At 72.2% G+C, this 24,081-nt stretch carries 17 protein-coding genes; 7 read left to right on the plus strand and 10 right to left on the minus strand.

Annotated features, from left to right (window positions below):
- Positions 1-141 precede the first annotated feature (141 nt).
- Positions 142-594, minus strand: coding sequence for an Rv3235 family protein (locus AB0L21_RS37805; RefSeq protein WP_365788575.1), 453 nt, complete (start codon positions 592-594; stop codon positions 142-144).
- Positions 595-932: 338 nt separating this feature from the next.
- On the opposite strand from AB0L21_RS37805, the gene AB0L21_RS37810 reads away from it, so the two are divergent.
- Both AB0L21_RS37810 and AB0L21_RS37815 read left to right on the plus strand, forming a co-directional pair.
- Complete coding sequence (locus AB0L21_RS37810) at positions 933-1,445, plus strand: hypothetical protein (RefSeq protein ID WP_365710836.1); 513 nt, start codon at positions 933-935, stop codon at positions 1,443-1,445.
- A 57-nt stretch (positions 1,446-1,502) separates the two neighbouring features.
- On the plus strand, positions 1,503-2,171 hold the full coding sequence (locus tag AB0L21_RS37815) for an HAD family hydrolase (protein WP_365710838.1): 669 nt from the start codon (positions 1,503-1,505) through the stop codon (positions 2,169-2,171).
- Positions 2,172-2,291: 120 nt separating this feature from the next.
- Here the strand turns inward: AB0L21_RS37815 and AB0L21_RS37820 are convergent, their stop codons facing one another.
- Complete coding sequence (locus AB0L21_RS37820; RefSeq protein ID WP_365710840.1) at positions 2,292-2,858, minus strand: DJ-1/PfpI family protein; 567 nt, start codon at positions 2,856-2,858, stop codon at positions 2,292-2,294.
- A gap of 883 nt (positions 2,859-3,741) precedes the next feature.
- Between AB0L21_RS37820 and AB0L21_RS37825 the strand changes: the two genes are divergently transcribed.
- Both AB0L21_RS37825 and AB0L21_RS37830 read left to right on the plus strand, forming a co-directional pair.
- A complete protein-coding gene (locus AB0L21_RS37825) occupies positions 3,742-8,688 on the plus strand; it encodes an NAD-glutamate dehydrogenase (protein WP_365710842.1) in 4,947 nt (1,648 codons plus the stop codon).
- Between the two features lie 248 nt (positions 8,689-8,936).
- A complete protein-coding gene (locus AB0L21_RS37830; RefSeq protein WP_365788583.1) occupies positions 8,937-10,331 on the plus strand; it encodes a hypothetical protein in 1,395 nt (464 codons plus the stop codon).
- A gap of 239 nt (positions 10,332-10,570) precedes the next feature.
- Here the strand turns inward: AB0L21_RS37830 and AB0L21_RS37835 are convergent, their stop codons facing one another.
- The 4 genes from AB0L21_RS37835 to AB0L21_RS37850 form a co-directional block, all read right to left on the minus strand.
- On the minus strand, positions 10,571-12,235 hold the full coding sequence (locus tag AB0L21_RS37835; protein ID WP_365788576.1) for a glycosyltransferase family 2 protein: 1,665 nt from the start codon (positions 12,233-12,235) through the stop codon (positions 10,571-10,573).
- Entirely contained in the window at positions 12,232-14,442 is a 2,211-nt protein-coding gene (locus AB0L21_RS37840; protein WP_365788577.1) for a CDP-glycerol glycerophosphotransferase family protein, read from the minus strand. The genes AB0L21_RS37835 and AB0L21_RS37840 overlap by 4 nt, the downstream gene beginning before the upstream one ends.
- A 102-nt stretch (positions 14,443-14,544) precedes the next feature.
- Complete coding sequence (locus tag AB0L21_RS37845; protein WP_365710848.1) at positions 14,545-15,465, minus strand: ABC transporter ATP-binding protein; 921 nt, start codon at positions 15,463-15,465, stop codon at positions 14,545-14,547.
- The gene (locus AB0L21_RS37850; RefSeq protein ID WP_365788578.1) at positions 15,458-16,372 is read right to left on the minus strand and encodes an ABC transporter permease; all 915 of its coding nucleotides are present in this window, start codon (positions 16,370-16,372) and stop codon (positions 15,458-15,460) included. The genes AB0L21_RS37845 and AB0L21_RS37850 overlap by 8 nt, the downstream gene beginning before the upstream one ends.
- A gap of 202 nt (positions 16,373-16,574) precedes the next feature.
- On the opposite strand from AB0L21_RS37850, the gene AB0L21_RS37855 reads away from it, so the two are divergent.
- Positions 16,575-17,213, plus strand: coding sequence for a TetR/AcrR family transcriptional regulator (locus AB0L21_RS37855; protein WP_365788579.1), 639 nt, complete (start codon positions 16,575-16,577; stop codon positions 17,211-17,213).
- 91 nt (positions 17,214-17,304) lie between these two features.
- Here the strand turns inward: AB0L21_RS37855 and galE are convergent, their stop codons facing one another.
- Genes galE through AB0L21_RS37870 form a run of 3 tightly spaced genes read right to left on the minus strand, consistent with a single transcriptional unit; the run spans position 17,305 to position 21,289 of the window.
- Complete coding sequence (gene galE / locus AB0L21_RS37860) at positions 17,305-18,285, minus strand: UDP-glucose 4-epimerase GalE (RefSeq protein WP_365710854.1); 981 nt, start codon at positions 18,283-18,285, stop codon at positions 17,305-17,307.
- Positions 18,282-19,973, minus strand: a complete 1,692-nt coding sequence (locus tag AB0L21_RS37865) for a glycosyltransferase family 2 protein (RefSeq protein ID WP_365788584.1) — start codon at positions 19,971-19,973, stop codon at positions 18,282-18,284. The genes galE and AB0L21_RS37865 overlap by 4 nt, the downstream gene beginning before the upstream one ends.
- 44 nt (positions 19,974-20,017) lie before the next feature.
- Complete coding sequence (locus AB0L21_RS37870) at positions 20,018-21,289, minus strand: glycosyltransferase family 87 protein (protein WP_365788580.1); 1,272 nt, start codon at positions 21,287-21,289, stop codon at positions 20,018-20,020.
- A gap of 225 nt (positions 21,290-21,514) precedes the next feature.
- Between AB0L21_RS37870 and AB0L21_RS37875 the strand changes: the two genes are divergently transcribed.
- The gene (locus AB0L21_RS37875) at positions 21,515-22,999 is read left to right on the plus strand and encodes a glycosyltransferase family 39 protein (protein WP_365788581.1); all 1,485 of its coding nucleotides are present in this window, start codon (positions 21,515-21,517) and stop codon (positions 22,997-22,999) included.
- Here the strand turns inward: AB0L21_RS37875 and AB0L21_RS37880 are convergent.
- A complete protein-coding gene (locus AB0L21_RS37880) occupies positions 22,947-23,411 on the minus strand; it encodes a MarR family transcriptional regulator (protein ID WP_365788582.1) in 465 nt (154 codons plus the stop codon). The two genes, AB0L21_RS37875 and AB0L21_RS37880, sit on opposite strands and share 53 nt — an antisense overlap.
- A gap of 101 nt (positions 23,412-23,512) precedes the next feature.
- Here AB0L21_RS37880 and AB0L21_RS37885 point away from each other — a divergent pair, with 101 nt between their 5' ends.
- Positions 23,513-23,926, plus strand: a complete 414-nt coding sequence (locus AB0L21_RS37885; RefSeq protein ID WP_365710862.1) for an organic hydroperoxide resistance protein — start codon at positions 23,513-23,515, stop codon at positions 23,924-23,926.
- Positions 23,927-24,081: the final 155 nt, after the last annotated feature.

Here is a 24,081-nt window from a genome sequence, read left to right on the forward strand (position 1 = left end):
AGTACGAGGGCCGGGGCCCGGCACGCCGAGAGCACGCACCTGACGCCGCGCGGCCCGCCCTCCGGGCGGACGACGGGAGTTTGACGACAGGACCTGGCGGCACGGCTGCCGGCAGCTGAGGCGTCGCGACCGTCCGCGCCCCTACGGCGTGCCCGTTTCCACCGCTGTGCAGCGCCAGCGGAGGTCCTTGCCCAGTTCCAGACGGAAGGCCATGGCGCGTAGCCGGTCCCCGGCGGAGACGCGGGCGAAGACCTCCAGGGCGCCTTGGCTGGGGACGTAGTAGCCGATGTCCTGGACGACCGGGCGGGTGCCGAGGGCGCGCAGGGGGCTGCGCTCGGCCAGGCGGGCCAATTCGTCGTAGGCGCGGCCCGCGGTGTGCCGCAGCATCCAGTGGACGGGCCGCTGACCGCTCAGGACGGCCAGCAGGCGCTCGGCGAAGAGGTCGGTGGGCCGCGGCTGCCGTACGGCCGTCCCGGGCTGCGTACGGGCCGCCTCCGTGCGGGGCGGGGCGCCACCGGGGCGGCGGGAGTCGCGGCGGGTCGGCGGGCGGTGCCGCGGGCGGGGCTGGGCGGTACGGCTCATGACCTTGTTCATGGGGCGTCCCCGTTCGGCGGGCCCGGCGGATACCGGGCGGTAACTAGATGGTGGGGATCTTGTACGGGGGTGCCGGAGAGGGTGGCAAGGAGGCGGCGGCGGGCGGGAGAGGGCCCGGAAGGTTCACCTATCCGAGGGACCCGGGGAGCCTCGCGCCCCATGGTCAAGCGGCCGGAGAGGGTGAATCGAGGGCTTGGAATGGACGCCTCCGCAGGTGCGGGCAGGGGCCCGAAAGGGGACGGCCGCACGTATCCTGAAGGCCCTCCGGGAGACGCGCCAGCCGCCCTCCCCGGGGCCCCAGCGGAGCCTTCGACCAGGAACAGGAAAGAGCGGCCAGCATGCGCGTCTACGTCCCCCTGACCCTCCCCGCTCTCGCCGAGGCGTACAAGACGGGTGAGCTGGGGACCGGCCCCTTCGTCGCGTACGCCGTCACGCCCGCGCTGCGCGAGTGGTACCTCTCCGAGGACATCGAGGAGCTGGAGTACGCCGCGCTCAGCCGGGCCGCGCTGGCCTCGCTGCGGCTGCTCGCGGCGGACCCGGACGCGGTACGGCGCCGGGTCGTGGTCGCCGTGGACGTGCCCGACGGCGCCGCGAGCGTCGACCCGGACCGCGCGCTCGAACCCGCCGCGCTCGGCGAGGTCACCGTGAAGGTCGCGGTGCCGCTGGCGAAGGCGGCCTCCGTGCACGTGGACGCGGAGGACGCGGAGCCGGACGTGGCCGCCGCGGCGGACGCGCTGGGGGCGGCGGACGGCGGCGACGACGACGCGCAGTTCGTCGTGGACGGGGCGGACGACCACGAGCTGCTGTGGTACGCCACGCAGGAGATCCCCAACCTGGTCGGGCTGGGCTGACCTGCGCTGATCGTGGTCGTGCCCTGATTGTCAGTGGCGGCGGGTACGGTCTTGGACATGGGGATGCAGGGAAGCGCGCACATCGTCTGGGACTGGAACGGGACGCTGTTCCACGACAATGACGCGATCATCGGGGCGACGAACGCGGCCTTCGCGGAGCTGGGGCTGGCGCCGATCACGCTGGAGCAGTACCGGGCGCTGTACTGCGTGCCGGTGCCCAGGTTCTACGAGCGGTTGCTCGGCCGGCTGCCGACCGACGCCGAGTGGGAGCTGATGGACGGGGTCTTCCACCGGTACTACACCGAGCACCGGGTGCGGTGCCGGCTGACCGAGGGGGCGGAGGAGCTGCTCGCGGGGTGGCGGTCGGCGGGGCACAGCCAGTCGTTGCTGAGCATGTACGGCCACGAGGAACTGGTGCCGCTCGTGCGGGGCTTCGGGATCGAGGCGCACTTCATACGGGTCGACGGGCGTACGGGGCCGTCCGGCGGCAGCAAGGCCGAGCACATGGTGCGGCATCTGGAGGCGCTGGCGGGGGTGGTGGCGCCGGAGCGGACCGTGGTGATCGGGGACGCGGCGGACGACGCGGTCGCCGCGCGGCACGTGGGGGCGCGGGCTGTGCTGTACAGCGGGGGATCGCACAGTCGGGTGAGTCTGGAGGGGGTGGGGGTGCCCGTGGTGGACACGCTGGCCGAGGCGGTGGCCGAGGCGCGGAGGATAGCGGCGTAGCCGGGCTGGGAGGCGACGGCCGCCGCGGCTCCCTGGGGGCGCGGGGAACTGCGCGACCGGCCACGGCGGACGTGACGCCACCGGCGTAACGCGAGCCGGACGGCGCCACGCGCACGTTTCTCAGCTCACCGGTGCCTTGGAGCGAAGCACCGTCAGGAACTCCCGCATCCACGCCGGGTGGTCCGGCCAGGCGCGGGAGGAGACCAGGGTGCCGTCGACGACCGCCTCGGCGTCCTGGAAGCCCGCGCCGGCTGCCTGCATGTCCGGCTCCAGCGCCGGGTAGGCCGTGACCCGGCGGCCCCGCAGGGAGTCGATCGCGGCGGTGAGCAGCGGGCCGTGGCAGATCTGGGCGACCGGCTTGTCGGCGTCGAAGAAGGCCTTGAGGATCTTGCGCAGTTCGGGGTCGTTGCGCAGATACTCCGGGGCCCGGCCGCCCGGGATGACGAGGGCCGCGTAGTCCCCCGGGTCGACCTCGGAGAAGGCCAGGTCGGCGGGCCAGGTGTAGCCGGGCTTCTCGGTGTACGTGTCGAAACCGGGTTCGAAGTCGTGCACGACGAAACGGAGGGTCTTGCGGGTGGGGGCGGCGATGTGGACCTCGTAGCCCTCCTCGCGCAGCCGCTGATAGGGGTAGAGCACCTCCAGGGACTCCGCTGCGTCGCCGGTGACGATGAGGATCTTGGTGGGCATGTCGGCTCCTTGGGGGAGACTCCGCACAGTGTCCTGGGCACCGTGCCTCCACCGGGCGCCCCTTGCCAAGAGGGCCCGGCGCTTTTCAGGGTGCGGCCACGGACGCGGCGGCGCGACCGGGTGACCTGGACTCCGCGACCGGTGGCCCGCGACCGTGGCCCGGGACCCGGTGGCCCGGGACCGGTGGCCCGCGACCGCTACCCGGCACCGGTGGCCCGCGACCGGTGGCCGGCACCGGTGGCCCGCGACCGTGGCCCGGACCGGTGGCCCGCGACCGTGGCCCGGACCGGTGGCCCTCGACCGCGACCCGGCACCGGTGACCCGCGACCGTGGCCCGGCACGGTGACCCGCGACCGTGGCCCGGCACCGGTGGCCCGCGACCGTGGCCCGGCACCGGTGGCCCGCGACCGTGGCCCGGTATCAGTCGTCGGATACGTCACCCGCCCCCATCCCGCCGCTGTGCAGAACGTCAAACTTCGCCCCTCGGTTTTGTACACATACGGCTCATGACGGGCCCGGGGTAAGTGGCGATAGCCTTGTGGCGTGATCAGCGCGATATCTCGCGGGGGCGATCCTGCTCCTGCCCTGCGCCCGGGTTGCACGGAACACCTCCGTGACCGGGCCGCGATCGCTGGTCTTCGCGGGCGGGACGGGGGCGCGGACGCCCCCGGGACGCCGAGGACGGCCCGGGACACGGCGGTGCCGAGAGCAGCGTCACAGTCGACGGACGTGCCGAGAATGGCCGAATTCCCCCCGCTCATCTCACCTCGCGGCATAGCGTCGGATCGGACCGGACACCCCGGGCCGTGGCGTCGAGCCGGAGGGAAAGAGACCGTACTTCCTTCTACGTCACGCAACGGCGCGCGACAGGAGCCAGAGGACAATGCAGACCAAGCTGGACGAAGCCAAGGCCGAGCTGCTCGAACGGGCCGCCCGGGTAGCTGAGAACAGCCCGGTCGGGGGGCACCTACCGACCGGGACGACGAGCGAGGGCACCTCCGGCACCCCGGACAGCGAATCCGTGCTCGCGTTCCTCCAGCGCTACTACCTGCACACCGCCCCGGAAGACCTCGCCGACCGGGACCCGGTCGACGTCTTCGGCGCCGCGGTCTCGCACTACCGTCTCGCCGAGACCCGCCCCCAGGGCACCGCGAACGTCCGGGTGCACACCCCGACGGTGGAGGAGAACGGGTGGACCTGCAGCCACACCGTCGTGGAGGTCGTCACCGACGACATGCCCTTCCTCGTGGACTCGGTCACCAATGAGCTGACCCGGCAGGGGCGCGGCATCCACGTCGTGATCCACCCGCAGTTCGTCGTCCGGCGCGATCTGACCGGCAAGCTGATCGAGGTGCTGCCGGACCGGTCCACCGGGCTCACCGACGACCTCCCGCACGACACGCACGTCGAGTCCTGGATCCACGTCGAGATCGACCGCGAGACCGACCGCGCCGACCTGAAGCAGATCACCGCCGACCTGCTGCGCGTGCTGTCCGACGTCCGCGAGGCCGTCGAGGACTGGGAGAAGATGCGGGACGCGGCGATCCGGATGGCCGACGGCCTGCAGGGCGAGCCCGTCCCCGGTGACCTGCCCGGGCCGGAGGTCGAGGAGGCCCGCGAGCTGCTGCACTGGCTGGCCGACGACCACTTCACCTTCCTCGGCTACCGCGAGTACCAGCTGCGCGAGGACGACACGCTCGCCGCCGTGCCCGGCACCGGTCTCGGCATACTGCGCTCGGACCCGCACCACGCCGAGGACGACCAGCACCCGGTCAGCCCCTCCTTCGAGCGCCTGCCGGCCGACGCCCGGGCCAAGGCCCGCGAGCACAAGCTGCTCGTGCTGACCAAGGCCAACAGCCGGGCCACCGTGCACCGGCCGTCGTACCTGGACTACATCGGCGTCAAGAAGTTCGACGCGGACGGCAACGTCGTCGGTGAGCGGCGCTTCCTCGGTCTGTTCTCCTCCGCCGCGTACACCGAGTCCGTGCGCCGCGTCCCGGTCATCCGCCGCAAGGTGGACGAGGTGCTGGAGCGCGCCGGCTTCTCGCCCAACAGCCATGACGGCCGCGATCTGCTCCAGATCCTGGAGACCTATCCGCGGGACGAGCTGTTCCAGACGCCCGTCGCGGAACTGCAGTCCATCGCCACGAGCGTGCTCTACCTCCAGGAGCGCCGCCGGCTGCGGCTGTACCTGCGCCAGGACGAGTACGGCCGCTACTACTCGGCGCTCGTCTACCTCCCGCGCGACCGCTACACCACCGGCGTGCGCCTGCGGATCATCGACATCCTGAAGGAGGAGCTGGGCGGCATCAGCGTCGACTTCACCGCGTGGAACACCGAGTCGATCCTGTCCCGGCTGCACTTCGTCGTCCGGGTCCCGCAGGGCACCGAGCTGCCCGAGCTGTCGGACGCCGACAAGGAGCGCATCGAGGCCCGCCTGGTCGAGGCTGCCCGTTCCTGGGCCGACGCGTTCGCCGAGGCGCTGACCGCCGAGTGCGGCGAGGAGCGCGCGGCCGAGGTGCTGCGCCGCTACAACAACGCCTTCCCCGAGGGCTACAAGGCCGACCACAGCCCGCGTGCCGCGGTCGCCGACCTGGTCCACCTGGAGCAGCTCAGCGAGGACAAGACCTTCTCGCTGAGCCTGTACGAGCCGGTGGGTGCCGCGCCCGAGGAGCGCCGCTTCAAGATCTACCAGAAGGGCGGCTCGGTCTCCCTCTCCAAGGTGCTGCCGGTGCTGAGCCGGCTCGGTGTCGAGGTCACCGACGAGCGGCCGTACGAGCTGCGCTGCGCGGACCGCACGACCGCCTGGATCTACGACTTCGGTCTGCGCATGCCCAAGGCGGCGGGCGGCGGGGAATACCTCGGCGACGACGCCCGCGAGCGCTTCCAGGAGGCCTTCGCCGCGACCTGGACCGGCCAGGCCGAGAACGACGGGTTCAACGCGCTCGTGCTGAGCGCCGGGCTGAGCTGGCGGCAGGCGATGGTGCTGCGCGCGTACGCGAAGTACCTGCGGCAGGCCGGTTCGACGTTCTCGCAGGACTACATGGAGGACACCCTCCGCAACAACGTCCACACCACCCGGCTCCTCGTCTCCCTGTTCGAGGCGCGGATGTCCCCGGAACGGCAGCAGGCCGGTGTGGAGATCACCGACGCGCTGCTGGAGGAGCTGGACGCGGCCCTGGAGCAGGTGGCCAGCCTGGACGAGGACCGCATCCTGCGGTCCTTCCTGACCGTCATCAAGGCGACCCTGCGTACGAACTTCTTCCAGGAGGCGCCCGGCGGCCTGCCGCACGACTACGTCTCCATGAAGTTCGACCCGCAGGCCATCCCGGACCTGCCCGCGCCGCGCCCGGCGTACGAGATCTGGGTGTACTCGCCGCGCGTGGAGGGCGTGCACCTGCGCTTCGGCAAGGTCGCCCGAGGAGGCCTGCGCTGGTCCGACCGGCGTGAGGACTTCCGTACCGAGATCCTCGGCCTGGTCAAGGCGCAGATGGTGAAGAACACCGTCATCGTGCCGGTCGGTGCCAAGGGCGGCTTCGTCGCCAAGCAGCTGCCCGACCCGAGCGCCGACCGCGACGCGTGGCTCGCCGAGGGCATCGCCAGCTACAAGACGTTCATCTCGGCGCTGCTCGACATCACCGACAACATGGTGGCCGGCGAGGTCGTGCCGCCGCGGGACGTGGTCCGGCACGACGGCGACGACACCTACCTGGTGGTCGCCGCCGACAAGGGCACCGCGACCTTCTCGGACATCGCCAACGAGGTCGCGAACACCTACAACTTCTGGCTCGGCGACGCCTTCGCCTCCGGCGGCTCGGCCGGTTACGACCACAAGGGCATGGGTATCACCGCGCGCGGCGCCTGGGAGTCCGTGAAGCGGCACTTCCGCGAGCTGGGCGTGGACACGCAGAGCGAGGACTTCACGGTCGTCGGCATCGGTGACATGTCCGGTGACGTGTTCGGCAACGGCATGCTGCTGTCCGAGCACATCCGCCTGGTCGCCGCCTTCGACCACCGGCACATCTTCATCGACCCGACCCCGGACGCGGCCGTCTCCTACGCCGAGCGCCGCCGCCTGTTCGAGCTGCCCCGCTCCAGCTGGGCCGACTACGACACCGAGCTGCTGTCGGCGGGCGGCGGGATCTTCCCGCGTACGGCCAAGTCGATCCCGCTCAACAGCCACATCCGCGAGGCGCTGGGCATCGAGGGCAAGGTCACCAAGATGACCCCGGCCGACCTGATGAAGACGATCCTCAAGGCGCCGGTGGACCTGCTGTGGAACGGCGGTATCGGCACGTACGTGAAGGCGTCGTCGGAGTCGAACGGGGACGTCGGCGACAAGGCCAACGACGCCATCCGCGTCGACGGCAGGGACCTGCGGGTCAAGGTCGTCGGTGAGGGCGGCAACCTGGGCCTGACCCAGCTCGGCCGGATCGAGTTCGCCCTGCACGGCGGCAAGATCAACAACGACGCGATCGACAACAGCGCCGGCGTGGACACCTCCGACCACGAGGTGAACATCAAGATCCTGCTGAACGGCCTGGTCGCGGACGGCGACATGACCGTCAAGCAGCGCAACAAGCTGCTCGCCGAGATGACCGACGAGGTCGGGGCGCTGGTCCTGCGCAACAACTACGCGCAGAACACCGCCCTGGCCAACGCCCTCTTCCAGGCCAAGGACATGCTCCACGCCCAGCAGCGGTTCATCCGCCACCTGGTGCGCGAGGGCCACCTGGACCGGGCGCTGGAGTTCCTGCCCACCGACCGGCAGATCCGCGAGCGCCTCGCGGGGGGCCAGGGCCTGACCAGCCCGGAGACGGCCGTCGTCCTGGCGTACACGAAGATCACGGTCGCCGAGGAGCTGCTGCACACCTCGCTGCCGGACGACCCGTACCTGCGCGGACTGCTGCACGCGTACTTCCCGACGGCCCTGCGCGAGCGGTTCGCCGACGCGATCGACAACCACCCGCTGCGTCGTGAGATCACCACGACCGTGCTGGTCAACGACACGGTCAACACGGGCGGTACGACGTATCTGCACCGTCTGCGCGAGGAGACCGGCGCCTCCCTGGAGGAGATCGTCCGCGCCCAGACCGCGGCCCGCGCGATCTTCCGCTCGGCGCCCGTGTGGGACGCCGTCGAGGCCCTGGACAACCAGGTCGACGCGGCCGTCCAGACCCGTATCCGCCTGCACTCGCGCCGCCTGGTCGAGCGCGGCACCCGCTGGCTGCTCAACAACCGGCCGCAGCCGCTCCAGCTCGCCGAGACGGTCGAGTTCTTCGCCGAACGGGTCGAGCGGGTCTGGCAGGAGCTGCCGAAGCTGCTGCGCGGCGCGGACGTGGAGTGGTACCAGCACGTGTACGACGAGCTGTCCGCGGCCGGCGTCCCGGACGAACTCGCCACCCGCGTGGCCGGCTTCTCCTCGGCCTTCCCGACGCTCGACATCGTGTCGGTGGCCGACCGCATGGGCAAGGAGCCGCTGGACGTCGCCGAGGTCTACTACGACCTCGCCGACCGGCTGAACATCACCCAGCTCATGGACCGCATCATCGAGCTGCCGCGTGCCGACCGCTGGCAGTCCATGGCCCGCGCCTCCATCCGTGAGGACCTGTACGCGGCGCACGCGGCCCTCACCGCGGACATCCTCGCGGTGGGCAACGGCACCTCGACGCCGGAGCAGCGGTTCAAGGCGTGGGAGCAGAAGAACAGCGCGATCCTGGGCCGCGCCCGCACCACGCTGGACGAGATCCGCAGCTCGGACTCGTTCGATCTCGCCAACCTGTCGGTGGCGATGCGCACGATGCGGACGCTGCTGCGCACGCACTCGTAGCGTCACGGCAAGGAAAGGGCGCCCTGGGGACCGTCTCCCCGGGCGCCCTTTTTCTTGCCCGCCTCTCGCCCGAAACGTGCGGCGAATTTACCTTTTCCTGCTCTTCGCGGTGCTTCGGATAGGGTCGGCGTGTGCACACCGCGCCGTCTGACACCGAACAGGTGAGCCGTACGGCACCACCGGGCGGCTCCGCGTCGCGCGTGGGCCGGGCGCTGCCGCAGGCCGCCGCCGCGCTCGTCGTGGTGCTGATGTTCTGGGTGGTCGTCCGCCTGCCGTGGGCGGGCGACCTCGGCATGCACGCGGCTACGGTCCAGCGCCTGCGGCACAGCCTGCCGCACCCCGGCAACCCGCTGGTCCACGCCGACACGCCCAGCCCGTACTACTCACCCTGGATGCTCCTGCTCGGCACCGTCGCCAAGCTGACGGGCCTGTCGGTCTTCGTGGTGCTGCGCCTGGCCGCGCTCGCGGGACTGGGCCTGCTGGTGACGGGCGTCCGACGCTACGTCCGCACGCTGAGCAGCCACCGCGCCGCCCCCGCACTGGCCTTCCTGAGCCTGCTGCTCCTGTGGGGCCCGCTGCTGTTCAACTGGAGCGGCTTCCTCGGGCTGAACTCCCTCGCGCTGACGGTGTCGTACCCCAGCGTGTTCGCGCTCGGACTCACCTTCCACTTCTGGGCCTGGCTGACGCGGGCGGTGCGCGGGGAAGCGGCGTGGGGGGTGTGGCTGGGGCTGGGTGCGCTGTGGGCGGTGATCCTGCTGTGCCACCAGTTCACCGGTGTGGTGGCCTCGTTGGGCGGGCTGGCGATGGTGCTCGCGGCGCGACCGGCGCGCGGGGCGTTGCCCCGGCTGGGCGCCGGGTGGCTCCTGGGCCTGCTGGTGCTGTGGCTCTGGCCGTACTACGACTTCTTCGCGCTGTTCTCCGCCGGCGCGGACCTGGAAGCCGTCCACCGGCCGCTGTACCAGGACCTGGCCGGGCGGTTCGGGCTGGTGCTGCCCGGGGTGGTGGCGCTGGCCTTCCGCTGGCGCCGGGACCACCGCGACCCGCTGGTCCTCTTCTTCGTCCTTGGCGCGCTGGTGTTCGCGGCGGGGGGTCTGACGGGCCACTACTCCTGGGGCCGGGCCCTGCCCGCAGCGCTGATCCCGGCGCAGCTCGCGGCGGCGCTGGAGGTGGTGTCGGCGGGGCGGGCCGTGGTGCGGCGGGGGTGGGCGTGCGTGCTGCTCGCCGCGCTGGCGGTGGGGGCGTGGACGCAGGCCGGGACGCTCGGGTACGTGGTGCCGCGGGACGCGCTGCCCGGGGTGGTCGCGGAGAAGTACCGGAGTCCGTGGGCGGGATATCAGTGGATCATGCGGGCGGGGGTGCGGTACGGGGATGTGGTGATGGCTCGTACGTTTCCGGCTCGGCAGATTCCCGCGTACGGTCCGTACACCGTGGCGCCCGGGTACCCGGACTTTTTCCTTCCGGACGCGGAACGGAGGCAGACGGCGGTGGAGCGGTATTTCTCGCCGACGGCGGGTGTCGAGGAGCGGCGGGGAATTCTGCGGGAGTACGGGGTGAAGTGGGTCGTGGGGGGCGGCGAGGCACCGTGGCTCCGCAGGACGGCCACGGGCCCGGGCGGACAGGTCCTGTACCGGGTGGTGCCCTGAGCCGCACTGGGCCGGGGTGGGTCCGCTTACCGGCGCCGGCAGGGCGCCGTTGCGCCCACCCGTGCCGCCCCGGCGGCACGACTGCCCGCAGCGGCGGCGGTGCCACGAAGCCGACGGCACTGCCGCTCCCCAGGGGCGCGGGGAACTGCGCGAGCGGCCACGACGGGCCCGCAGTCGCCACGCACGTACACCACAACGGCGCTACGACGCGCACACCCCGACGGCGCTGAAAACCCGAGTTACTTCAGCACACTCGCCACCAGCCGCACAGCGTTCCGTACTCGGGGGCGGGCCAGGCGGCGGATGGCGGGCCGGGTGATCCGGGCCGTCACGCCCACCGGACGCCAGCGGAGCTGCAGGCGGCCGGGGTTGCGGCCTTCCGGTTCGATGGTGAGTTCGTGGGGGGCCGCGCCGGAGTGGTAGGCGATGCGGGCGGTGCGGGTCGGGAAGTCCAACGGGGCCAGGAGCAGACCGGAGTGGGACAGGCCCTGCTGGTCCAGGCGGACCAAGGGGTGTCGTACGCCCTGGAAACCGTGGAGCGGGACCGGCGCGGACGCGAGGTCGAGGCGGACCGTGCCCTCGAAGACGCCGGGGCGGACCGGGTCCAGGCGGAACGGGATCGTCATGCGGCGTCGGCCGGGGGTCAGGAGCAGGGACGCGCGCTGGGGGCCGACCGGCAGGCGCAGCCCGGGGTCGTAGGTGCGGATCGCCAGCGTCAGGGTCGCCCCCGCACCGGGCGTCAGCTCCGTGATCTCGTGACGGAACAAGGCGGTCGGGAACGGCCGGGTGTCCAACTCCAGCTCCGACACGTCCAGTTCGCGGCGGGCGCGCTCCGTCGAGGGCACGGTGTCACCCCAGTACGGGACCCCCGTACCGTCGGTCGTCACCTGCCGCGGCGCCACCGCGTGTCCCAGTCCGCGCGCCGCCAGCCGGACCTCGGCCAGGCGGCCGTCCCGCAGCAGCTCCAGCACCACCCGCTCGGCGCGCGGCAGCCGGTCGTACGCCTCGGGGGAGAGCGTGTCCAGGTAGGGGTTCATGATGTCCGCGAACGACGTCAGCCACTCCTCGTCCCGGTACGGCAGGTCACCGGCGTACATCCGGAAGTCGTGCTTGAGGAACTTGTAGTCCTTGTCCTCCCGCAGCCCCGCGTGCCCGCTGCTCACCAGGAAGTCGTCGATCAGCCGCTGGACGTGCACGCGGTCCCCGACGTTGGAGATCTTGTGCCGCTGGTTGGAGATGGAGGCGGAGGACGCGTCCGCGAACGGCTCGATGTACCAGACGTACACCGGGTCCGGGATGATCGTGAACGCCTCCGCCAGACAGTACGCCTGCGCCGAGAACAGCTGGTCCTCGTAGTGGATGCCCTCGGGGAAGCGGAGCTGGTGGCGGTCGAGGAAGGCGCGCGCGTACATCTTGCTCGTCGACAGGTGCTCGAAGAGGAGACGGGGGTCCGCCTCGATGCCCTCCAGCGTGCGGCGCTCGGCGACCAGGTGTGGCATCCAGGTCGAGCGGCGGCCGTTGTCCACCCGGACCCGGCGGACCGCGCCCATGGTGAAGTCGACCTCCCGCTCGCGGTGCGCGGCGAGCAGCGACTCGACGGCGCGCGGCGGGAGTTCGTCGTCGCTGTCCAGGAACATCAGGTACGGCGCCCGGGCGATCTCGATGGCCCGGTTGCGCGGGGCGCTGCACCCGCCGCTGTTCTCCGGCAGCCGGATGTAGCGGATGCGGTGGTCCTGGGCCGCCAGCTCCCGGGCCACCGTGGGCGTCTCGTCCGTCGAGTGGTCGTCGCTGATGACGATCTCGATGTTCGCGTGGGTCTGCGCGCGCAGCGAGGCGACCGCGCGGGGGAGGCGGGCCGCGTCGTTGTAGACGATGACCGTGACCGTGACGTCGGGGCGGGTCATGCCGTGGCCTCCTCGGGCGTCGGGGCGGGGGTACGGTCCTCGAGGGGGAGCACGGGCGGCAGCGCGTCCTCCGGTTCGTTCAGGAACACCCGGCGTACGACCCGTTCGGCGGCGCGGCCGTCGTCGTACTCGCAGAACCGGCGCCGGAACGTGGCCCGCGCCTTGGCCGCGCTCTCGTCGCGCCAGGCGCCGGAGAGGAAGATCTCGGCCAGCTCTTCCTGGGTGCGGGCGACCTGGCCGGGGTGCTCGGCCATCAGGTCGAAGTAGACGCCGCGGGTGGTCCGGTAGGTCTCCCAGTCGTCGGCGTAGATCACGATCGGGCGGTTCAGGTTGGCGTAGTCGAACATGATCGAGGAGTAGTCCGTGACCAGCGCGTCGGCGGCCAGGCACAGCTCTTCCACGGGGTCGTAGGCGGAGACGTCGATGATCCGGCCGGAGCGGCGCAGGCCGGTCAGCGGGGAGGCGGCGCCGCCGTAGAAGTAGTGGGCGCGGACGAGGAGGACGGTGTTGTCGCCGAGGCGGTCGGCGAGGGCGGCGAGGTCGAGGCGGGGGGTGTAGCCGGCCTCGTAGTCGCGGTGGGTGGGGGCGTAGAGGACGGCGGTCCTGCCCGGGGCGATGCCGAGGCGGTCGCGGGCCGCGCGGACGTCGGCGGCGGTGGCCGTGTAGAAGACGTCGTTGCGCGGATAGCCGTAGTCCAGGGACGTGTAGCGGGACGGGTAGGCGCGCTCCCACATACGGGTGGAGTGGCTGTTGGCGCTGACGCTGTAGTCCCACTTGTCGATGCGGGTCAGCAGGGCGGCGAAGTCCAGGCCCTTGGCGGCGGCCGGGTGGTCCATCTGGTCCAGGCCCATGCGTTTGAGCGGGGTGCCGTGGTGGGTTTGGAGGTGGATGGCGTCAGGGCGTTTGACCACCGCGTTCGGGAAGTTGACGTTGTTCGTCAGGTACTTGGCGGTGGCGAGGGTCTCCCAGTAGCGGCGGGTGCCGGGGACGACGTGGTCGGTGCCGGGCGGCAGCAGGGCCTCGTTCTGCTTGTTCACCACCCACACCGGGCGGATGTGCGGGGCGAGTTCGGCGAGCTTGGCGGCGATGGCGGCCGGGTTGCAGGCCACGCCGCGCTCCCAGTAGGCCGCGAACACGGCGAGGTGCGGGTCCACCGGGCGGCTCAGGGCGCGCTGGTACTGGTGGTCGCGGATCTTGGTGCTCAGCTGCCGCTTGCGGGTGCGCACGGCCTTGCGGGCGGCGCGGCGGGTGCGGTTGGCGGCCTGGAACGCCCGGTACCTGGTGTACGCGCCCTCCTCCAGCAGTGCGTGCCGTACGCCCTCCAGGCCCGCCGGGCGCCGGTGGCCCTCGGGGCGCCAGCGGACGGCGGCCACGGAGGCGCGGCGGAAGAACTCGCGGGCCACCGGGTCGGGCAGGTTCTCCCGGGCGAAGGTGCGGATGAGGTCCCGCACCATCAGGTCGTACAGCACCGTGCGGGGGGCGCGGCGGTCCTTGGTGAGGGGGAGGAGGGACTCGTAGCGGTCGATGAGCCGGAGCCGGTCCTCGGGGGCGCGCGGCGGCAGGCTCTCGGGGCGCAGCACGCGGTGCTCGTACGCCGTCTGGTTGAGGCAGGCGACGCGGCCGGCGTACAGCAGGGCCGCGTGGGCGGCGCGCTGCTCGTCCTCGGTGTTCAGCCGCTCCTCGTGGGCTCTCCAGAACGCGGTGCGCAGGGCACGGTTGCCGAGCAGCGGGGTGAGTCGCAGCAGGTCGGCGGCCTCGTCCAGGGTCCGGCCCGCCCGGCCGACGGCGGCGAGGTGGCGGCCGTCGCCGGAGGGTCTGGCGGCGGTCTGCCAGGTGGTGGTGACGTGGTCGAAGAGGAGGACGTCGACGGGGTCGGCGCAGGTCGTGCCGTCCAGTTCGGCGGTCCGCTCGGCGATCAGGCGGGGCGCGCCGGCCGGCAGGCCGTCCTTGGCGTGGACGAAGTGCAGCCAGCGACCGGACGCGCGGGCGGCGCCGGCCGCCCGGGCCGCCGGGTCACCGGTGCCGTCCGGCAGCGGGACGACGATCGTCTCGGGTGCGTGGCGTTCGGCCGTCTCCTGGGCCCAGTCGCCGACGGCGGCGACGATCACCTCGGCGCCGGTGAGGGGATGGGCTTCCAGGGAGTCCAGCAGATCGGTCAGATGCCCCTGTGCGTTCGGCCCGTAGACGATCACGCTCAACTGGGGCATCGCGATGGACTCCTTCGGCTCGTCGTCTCCCGGTGCACCCTTCATAACATACTGTCATTAAGCGGATGAAAGGGATAACTACGGTTCGTGTAAGAGCTACCCTCAGGAAGGAAGACCGACTTTCGGGGCGTCCGGTTGCGGTGTGTCCGCTTTTGTAGCATCTGGCTTCGGCTTTGGGGCATCGGCCTTCGGCTTTGTGGCATCCGCCTTCGGTGCGGGCTTCTTCGGGGCCGGTTTCTTGTCGCCGGTGAAGGCCTCGTACTCCTTCATGACCTCCTCGGTCGGCCCGTCCATGCGCAGCTCGCCGCGCTCCAGCCACAGGACCCGCTCGCAGGTGTCGCGGATCGACTTGTTGTTGTGGCTGACCAGGAAGACCGTGCCCGCGTGCTGCCGCAGCTCGCGGATCCGCGCCTCGGAGCGCTTCTGGAAGGAGCGGTCGCCGGTGGCCAGCGCCTCGTCGATCAGCAGGACGTCGTGGTCCTTGGCGGCGGCGATGGAGAAGCGGAGCCGGGCGGCCATGCCGGAGGAGTACGTGCGCATCGGCAGGGTGATGAAGTCGCCCTTCTCGTTGATCCCCGAGAAGTCCACGATGTCCTGGTAGCGCTCCTTGATCTGCTCCCGGGACATGCCCATGGCGAGCCCGCCGAGGAAGACGTTCCGCTCACCGGTGAGGTCGTTCATCAGGGCCGCGTTGACGCCCAGCAGGGAGGGCTGGCCGTCGGTGTAGATGCGCCCGTTCTCCACCGGGAGCAGGCCCGCGACCGCCTTCAACAGGGTCGACTTCCCGGAGCCGTTCGTGCCGATGAGCCCGATCGCCTCACCCTTGTGGGCGACGAACGACACCTTCTTCACCGCGTGCACCTTGCGCACGCCGGCCGCCTTCTCGGTCTGCTTGCGGCGCAGGATGCGGTTGAGGGCGGCGGTGGCGGAGCCCCGGCCGGCGCCGGTGCCGTTCACCCGGTAGACGATGTCGACGCGGTCGGCGACGACGGTGGGGACCTTCTCTTCGCTGCGCTCAGCCACGGCCGTACCTCTCCTCAGCCTTCCAGAAGTAGATGAAGCCGCCGATGCCCGCGGCCAGGGCCCAGCCGATCGCCGCCGCCCACACGTGCGGGGGCAGCTGGTTCGCGTCGAAGCTGTCGATCAGCGCGAACCGCATCAGGTCGATGTAGACGGCGGCCGGGTTGATCTCCAGCAGGACGGTGACGATGTGCGGCAGGTCGTCCTTCCTGGCCAGCTTGTCGATGCTCCACATCACGCCGGACACGTACATCCAGGTGCGCAGCACGAACGGCATCAGCTGCGCGATGTCCGGGGTCTTCGCGCCCATCCGCGCCATGATCATCGACACGCCGGCGTTGAACGTGAACTGGAGCGCCAGGGCCGGGAGGGCCAGCACCCAGGAGACGGCGACCGGCACGCCGAAGCAGAGCAGGATGACGATCAGCGCGGCCATCGAGAACAGCAGCTGCTGGAGCTGCTGGAGGCAGAAGGAGATCGGCAGGGCGGCGCGCGGGAAGTGCAGGGCGCGGACCAGGCCGAGGTTGCCGGAGATCGCGCGGGTGCCCGCCATGATCGAGCTTTGCGTGAACGTCCAGATGAACACGCCCGTGACCAGGAACGGGACGTAGTCGGGCACGCCGTGCTTGGTGCCGAGCAGCACGCCGAAGATGAAGTAGTAGACCGCCGCGTTCAGCAGCGGGGTCATGACCTGCCAGACCTGGCCGAGCTTCGCCTGGCTGTACTGCGCGGTGAGCTTGGCGGTGGCGAAGGCGCTGATGAAGTGGCGGCGGGCCCACAGCTGGCCGACGTACTCCGGCAGGGAGGGGCGGGCGCCGCTGACGGACAGGCCGTGCCGGGCGGCCAGCGCCGCGAGATCGTCGTCTGCCGGGGCCCGGGTGGGGGGCGGTGTGTGGAGGACCTGGCTCACATCCGCTGCTTTCGCTCGGGGGAGGGGGTGCTGCGCCCGACTTTCGCCGAGAACGCCGCGTTCGTTCCCGTCGTCCGGCGTTTCCTTACGCTTCTCTTCACGTTCTCTTACGTCGGGACGGGACCGTATCGTCGCAACGCGAGCGTAGGCGCAACACACGTCGGAACGCAACCGTTTCGTCGTAACGCCCTATGCTGTGGGTATGACGACGAACGCCGCCGAGTCCGCCGACGAGCCGTCGGCGCGTCCGCGCCGCCGGGCGCCCGCCGGTGCGGCCGTGCTCCGCAAGGACGTGACCGAGGCGATCCGCGCGGCCGTCTTCGAGGAACTGGCGGCCGTCGGCTACGCGCGCATGTCCATCGAGGGGACCGCCCGGCGGGCCGGGGTCGGCAAGACGGCGGTGTACCGGCGGTGGCGTTCCAAGCTCCACCTGGTCCTGGACGTCGTCTCGGCGATGGCGGTGACCGGGTTCCCGGTGCCCGACACCGGCTCCCTGGAGGGCGACCTGCGGCTCCTGTACGAGGTCACCTCCCGTGCCCTGCGCCATCCGGTCGCGTCCCAGATCATCCCCGACCTCCAGGCCGAGGCCGCCCGCAATCCCGAGATCGCGCAGGCCTTCCAGAAGGCGCTGCGGGACGGACAGGAAGGGGTGGCGAGCAGGATCGTGGCGGCGGCGGAGGGGCGTGGCGAGGTCCGTGCGGGTGTCGATCCCGACCTGGCCCTGGACCTGATCTCCGGGCCGCTGTACTGGCGCTCGGTGGTCATCCGCTCCCCGAAGCTGCCGAAGGGGTACCTGGAGAAGCTGGCGCGGGCGACGGCGGGTGCGCTGAAGGCGCTGTGAAGCGCCCCGAAGGGGCGCGGGGCGGGGACTGCGCGCGCAGCCACGGCGGGCCCGCAGCCGGGTGACGGCCCTGACTCCGACGGCGGGTTTCCTACGACCGAGCCGCCTCCGGATGCCGCCGTACCCAGCCCTCCCACGCCGACGTGATCATGTCCTGGACGTCGTACTTGGCCTGCCAGCCCAGTTCCGTGGCGATGCGGGTGGCGGAGGCGACGACGCGCGCGGGGTCGCCGGGGCGGCGCGGGGTGACCGTCGGGGGACGGTCGTAGCCGGTGACCGCGTTGACGCGGTCGATCATCTCGCGGACGGACACGCCCTCGCCCCGGCCGATGTTCAGGGTCAGGCCGGCGCCGGGGGCGGAGCGCAGCGTGCGGGCCACGGTCACATGGGCCTCGGCCAGGTCGACCACGTGGATGTAGTCGCGGACGCAGGTGCCGTCGGGCGTCGGATGGTCGTCGCCGAAGATGCGCGGCGCCACGCCCTCCGTGAGCCGCTCGAAGACCATCGGGATCAGGTTGGACACGCCCGTGTCGGCGAGTTCCGGGCCGGCCGCGCCCGCCACGTTGAAGTAGCGGAGCGACGCCGTGGCGAGGCCGGTCGCCCGCCCCGTGGCGCGGACCAGCCACTCGCCGGCCAGTTTCGTCTCACCGTAGGGGGACAGCGGACGGCAGGGCGTCTCCTCCGTGACCAGGTCGACGTCGGGCATGCCGTACACGGCCGCCGAGGAGGAGAAGAGGAACGACGGGATCTGCGCGGCCGTCACCGCTTCGAGCAGCAGGCGCAGGCCCTCGACGTTCTCCCGGTAGTAGTGCAGCGGCCGGTCCACCGACTCGCCCACCTGTTTCTTCGCCGCCAGATGGACGACCCCGGTGATCTCGTGCTCGGCGAGCGCGCGGGCCAGCCGGTCCGCGTCCAGGACCGAGCCGCGCACCAGCGGCACCTCGTCGGGTACCCGCTCGGCGATGCCCGTGGACAGGTCGTCGTAGACGACCGCGCGTTCGCCCGCCTCGGTCATCGCCCGTACGACGTGCGCCCCGATGTATCCGGCGCCGCCGGTGATCAGCCAGGTCATGTGCGGCCATCTCCTCGTCGGTTCGTCGGCCGGCCCGTGTCTCGGTGAAGCAGCCGGCGGAGCCGGCCGCGGACCACGGTCAGCACGCCGTGGAATCCGGTCGCCACCCGCAGGGCCAGTGCGCCGGAGTGCGTGGCGTACGGCTGAACCAGGAGCACGCCGTGCAGGGCGCTCGGCACGGCGCGCCGGCGCAGCCGGCCCGCGCCCGCGAGAGCGTGCGCCGTGACCTCGCGCCGGGTGCCGTCCGCGAAACGGAGGGTCAGACGCAGGTCCCAGGTGCCCGAGCCGAGCCCCGCGAGGTCGACGGGCACCTCGGCGGACCAGCTGTCCGGACCGGAGGGCGTGAGCACCACCGTCGTGCGCCCGCGTCCACGGTCGTCCTCGCGCGCGTGCCACTCCACGTCCACCTCGGGCGGGCCCGCCTCGGCCACCTTCCCGTACAGCTCGTGCAGCCGCAGGCGCAGCAGCGAGGCCCGCGCGCGGGGGCGCAGTTCCGCGTCGACCGCGAGCGGGAGCGCGGCGACGGGCCGGGTCAGGAGGGGGGCCAGGGAGACCTGGGGGAGGTCGGCGGACCAGACCGGATCGCCCTCGGGGGTGCGGGCGTACGGCGGGAGCAGGCGGGCCGGGCGGGCGGCGAGTTCGCGCAGGCGGGGCAGGTCGCGCGGCTCGGGGGAGGCCATGACGACCCGCCCGAGCAGCCGGCCGGGGGCGGCCGGGTTCAGCTCCCGGTCGGCCGCGTCGTAGCGCGCGAGGTACGCCCGGGTGTGCGCCCACCACGCACGCCGGTAGTGCGCGTCGCGCAACCCCAGCTCGCGCGCGTACATGCGCACGTCGTGGTCGAGGAACTTGGCGCGTGCCGCCCGCGCCAGCTCCTTCTGCCCGGCGCCCAGCAGGATGTCGTACGCCAGCGCGCACGCCTCGACACGCGCCGTCCAGTTCTCGATGCGCCCCCGGTCCAGCGAGAGCGACAGCCGCCCGGCCGACCGGCGCACCTGCCACACGTACACCCGGTCCGGTACCAGCGCGATGCGCGGGGACGCGGCCAGGACGCGCGCGGTGAAGACGAAGTCCTCATAGAGGAAGCGGCCCTCGGGGAAGCGGATGCCGTGGTCGCGCAGGAAGTCGGTGCGGTACAGCTTGTTGACGCACAGCGTGTCGTGGACCAGCCGGGGCCGCTGCGAGGGGCGCGCGAGGGTGGTGTGCGCCGTGTAGAGGGGCGCCTGCCAGGGCTGTTCGCGCCCCGACGGCAGCTCCCGGCGCACGCACAGACCGCTCGCGACCTGGGCGCGCGCCTCCGTGGCCGCCGCCAGCAGCGCGTCCACCGCACCGGGCGGCAGCACGTCGTCGCTGTCCAGGAACATCACGTACGGCGCGGTCGCCGCGTCGATCCCGGTGTTGCGCGGACTGCCGCAGCCGCCGCTGTTCACGCTCCGGCGCACCACCCGCAGCCGCGGCTCACCGGCGGCCAGGCCGGCGAGCAGCCCGTCGCTGCCGTCCGTGGAGCAGTCGTCCACGGCGATCACCTCGGCGACCGCGGGCCCCTGCGCCAGCGCCGAGCGGACGGCCTCGCCCACATGCGCGCGGTCGTTGTAGCCGATGACGACCACGGCGACCTGAGCCGCCGGCACCGAGGGCGGTCCAGGTGCCGGCGCCGGTGCCGGGTGCGGGTCTCGCGGTTCTGGGTGCATGGAGTCCACGGGCCGGGAGCGTAGAAAAATTCAGTAATACCCCGTCAAGAGGCGCTCAGTGCTCGCTCCGGAAGACGGCCGGAGCCGGGCCGGGGTTGCGTCCTCGGCACCGACTTCCCGGCCGGCGGACGCGCGGACCGCCACAGCCGTACGAAGGACAGCACGGCGGCGGCCGTCAGCAGCCCGTTCCGGCCGAGCATCAGCAGGCACCCGGCCCAGCTGCCGTCGATCACCTCGCCGTAGTACATCGGGAACGCCACCGTGCTCAGCGCGGACGCCAGGAGGATCAGCACCGCCACCGGCCGCTGGCTGGTGTGCCGCGAGGTCAGGCACACGGCGGCCAGCCCGATCAGCCAGATCATGTACTGCGGGCTGATGACCCGGCTGGTGACCGTGAACAGCAGCACCGCGCTCAGCGCCGCGTCGTACGGGGTCGCCTCGCTCCAGCGCCGCGCCCGCACCCGCCACAGCACCAGCAGCCCGAAGGAGACCGCCGTCAGCGTCAGGGAGGCGGTGGCGACGGCGTGCACCTGGGGGCCGACCATCTCCATCGCGCCGTACCGGTAGCGGGCCCGGCCCGGCCAGCCGAAGTGCCGGGCCAGATTGAGCGCCGTACCGCCGAGCGACTCGATCTGCACGCCCCGGCCGCCCTGCTCGCGCAGGAAGGACAGCGGATGCGTGAAGAGGGCCGCGAGCACGGCCAGGCACGCGACCCCGGCCCACGCCCCCCACGCCCACGCCGTGCGCGTCGGCCGGCCCCTGGGCGTGCCCAGCAGCACCAGCGCCGGCCACACCTTCACCAGCGCGCCCAGCGCCCCCAACACACCGCCCGCGCGCGGGGAGCGCGCCGAGGCCAGCAGGGACAGCACGGCCAGGGCGGTGACCTGGACGTCGTACCGGGCGAGCGGCATGTGCAGCAGCAGCGGCGGGCCGCCGGTCCACAGGGCCGCGCCGAGCAGGCTGCGCCCGGGCCGGGTGCCCGCGCGGAGCAGCGCCGCCACGGTCAGCGCGTCCACGGCCAGTGTGAGGACCACGAACGCCTCGAAGTACGTGAGGCCCGGAAGGAGGCCCGGCGCCAGCAGCACCGCGCCCGCGCCCGGCGGGTACTGCCACAGCGTGTCGTGCACCGGGAACGAACCGTGCGCGAGGACGCCGTACCAGTGGAAGTACAGCCGCCACACCTCACGGGACACCGAACCGCCGCCCAGCAGCCGGGCGCCGCCGTGGACGAGCAGCCAGAGCATCAGGGCGCGGGTGGCGAGCCACAGGACGGCGAGGGTGAGGACCGGGCCGGGGGTGACACGGAGACGGTTCATCACATGGGAGCCTAAGCGGTACGGATGGTGTATCCATGCTGATACGCCGTCAAGAACCGCAAATATTGGCTAATCGCAAGAGATCGGGCCATGGTGAACGTCGGGCTTCCTGCGAAACCGCAGTCGCGTCGGGCGGCTGGAACGACCACGGGCGTACCGACAGGTGCAACGAGCCACCCACCGCAGGGGACACTCGGGCACGCCCGGCTCCACGGGGCCGCCGTCGTGGGCGTGCCCGCGCTGGTGATGCTCGCGCTCGGGCTCTGGGGCCTGGACCGGGGCGGCATGTGGCGCGACGAGGCCGTCAGCTTCCAGGTCGGACGCCGTACGGTGCCGCGGATCTGGCTCCTGCTGCACGACGTGGACGCGGTGCACGGCCTGTACTACCTGCTGCTGCGGCCCGTCCTCGCCGTGCATCCCGGAGAGGTCGCCCTGCGGCTGCCGTCGGTGTGCGCGGCTGCCGCCACGGCGGGCCTGGTGGCCGCCCTCGGCGCCCGGCTGGCCCGGCCGCGGGTCGGTCTGTGGGCCGGGCTGCTCTACGCCGTCGCGCCGATGGCCGGCCACTACGCGCAGGAGGGCCGCTCCTACTCCCTGGTCGCGGCCGGTGCCACCGGGGCGACCCTGCTGTTCGTCGGGGCCGTGCGGGGCGGGTCCTGGTGGCCGTACGGCGCGGTGCTCGCACTCACCTGCTGGCTCCACGAGTTCGCGGTGCTGCTGCTCCTCGCCCACGCCGTGTCGCTGGCGCTGGCGCGGGCCGGGGCGCGGGTGTGGCGGGGGTGGGGGAGCGCGGCGGCGGCGGTCGTAGGCGTGCTGGTGCCGATGGTGGTGGTGTCGCGGGGGCAGTCGGCGCAGGTGGCCTGGTTGCGGACGCCTACGGCGGATACGGCGGAAAGGTTGCTGCGGGGGTTTCTGGGGCCGACGGACGCGGTGTTCTGGGTGTGTCTCGCGTTGGCCCTGGTGGGGCTGGCCGGGTTGGTGGGGCGGCCGGGCGAACCGACGTGTGCCGGGGTCGCGTTGCCGGTGGTGGTGGTGCCGCCGGTGGTGCTGATGCTGGTGTCCCAGTTCTCGCCGCTGTACGTCGATCGGTACGTGCTGTACGCGCTGTCCGGGGCGCCGCTGCTGGTGGCGTCGGGCGCCGAGCGGCTGGCGGGAGCGCTGAAAGGGCGTCCGTTCGCGCCGTCCCCCGCCGTCCCCCTCACCGGCGTCCTCGCCATCGCCCTCTCCCTCCTCCACCAGTTCCCCCTCCTCCAGAAGGACCGTGACCCCGCGAGCCGGCCGGATGATCTCGGTGCCGTTTCCCGCGCTGTCGCGCGCAACGCGGAGCCCGGCGATCCCGTGCTGTTCCTGCCGGCGTCGACGCGGAACGCGGCGCTCACGTATCCGGGGGCGTTCCGGGGGACCCGGGACCTGGCGCTGGTGGCGGGGGCGGCCGAGTCCGGGACGTTGTACGGGCGGGAGGCCGGGCCGGCGGAGGTGCGCCGCAGGCTGGCGCGGGTGGAGCGGGTGTGGGTCGTCGCGGACCGGAAGCTGCTCGCCGGCCACTGGGTCCCGCGCGACCCCGCCGAGCGGGCGAAGGCCGACGTGCTGGGGCGGGAGTTCATCGGCCAGGACGAAGCCGTGCGGGGCGGGCTGGCCGTGCGGCTGTACGTCCGCCCGGTCAGCCCGCTGCTCGCGCCTCCGCCTCCGCCGCCGCGTCCAGGGCCGTCGTGAGCCGGTCCAGGCGGGCGTGCAGGTCGACGATCTCGGCCAGGTCGAACCCGGTCGCCGCCATGATCCGGCGGGGCACCTCCAGGGCGCGCTCGCGCAGTGCCGTGCCCTCCTCGGTGAGGTGGACCCGGACCGAACGCTCGTCCTCCGCGCTGCGCTCGCGCCGTACCAGGCCGGCCCCCTCCAGCCGCTTGACGAGCGGGGACAGCGTGCCGGAGTCGAGCCGCAGCTGTTCGCCGAGCTTCTTGACCGGCAGGTCGCCCTGTTCCCAGAGGACCAGCATCACCAGGTACTGGGGGTAGGTGAGCCCGAGGTCCTTGAGGATCACGCGGTAGACGCTGTTGAAGGCGCGCGACGCCGCGTGCAGCGAGAAGCAGATCTGGCGGTCCAGGCGCAGCCACTCCGTGTCGGTCATGGCTCCAGGATAGCTCTTGCGGTCCATTTAGTTGTGCGCAACTTAGTTGTGTGATCTACTTGTGGTCGCAACGCACCCCACACCCGAGAGGGATGGTCTTCATGGACGCGCTCTACACCGCTGTCGCCACCGCCACCCACGGCCGCGAGGGCCGCGCCGTCTCCTCCGACGGCAAGATCGACCTCGCCCTTGCCATGCCGGTGGAGCTGGGCGGCAACGGCCAGGGCACCAACCCGGAGCAGCTCTTCGCCGCCGGGTACGCCGCCTGCTTCGGCAGCGCCCTCGGGCTCGTCGGCCGCCAGGCGAAGGTCGACGTCAGCGACGCGGCCGTGACCGCCGAGGTCGGCATCGGCAAGCAGGGCGAGGGCTTCGGGCTGAAGGTGACCCTGCGCGTCGAACTGCCCGACACCGTGGACCAGGAGACCGGCCGCAAGCTGGTCGAGAGCGCCCACCAGGTCTGCCCGTACTCCAACGCCACCCGCGGCAACATCGACGTCGACCTGGTCGTCGAGTAAGCAACCGCGTACGTCCGAGGGGGCCGGCCCGGTCGGGGTCGGCCCCCTCGGTCTGCCACCAGGCCCTGTCGTCAAACTCCCGTCTGCCGCGCGACGCCATGCACGCACTCTCGCCGCACCGGGCCCCGACCCAAGTACATCCAGTACGAGGGCCG

The organism is Streptomyces sp. NPDC052721 (assembly GCF_040678315.1).
Classification (GTDB): Bacteria; Actinomycetota; Actinomycetes; order Streptomycetales; family Streptomycetaceae; genus Streptomyces.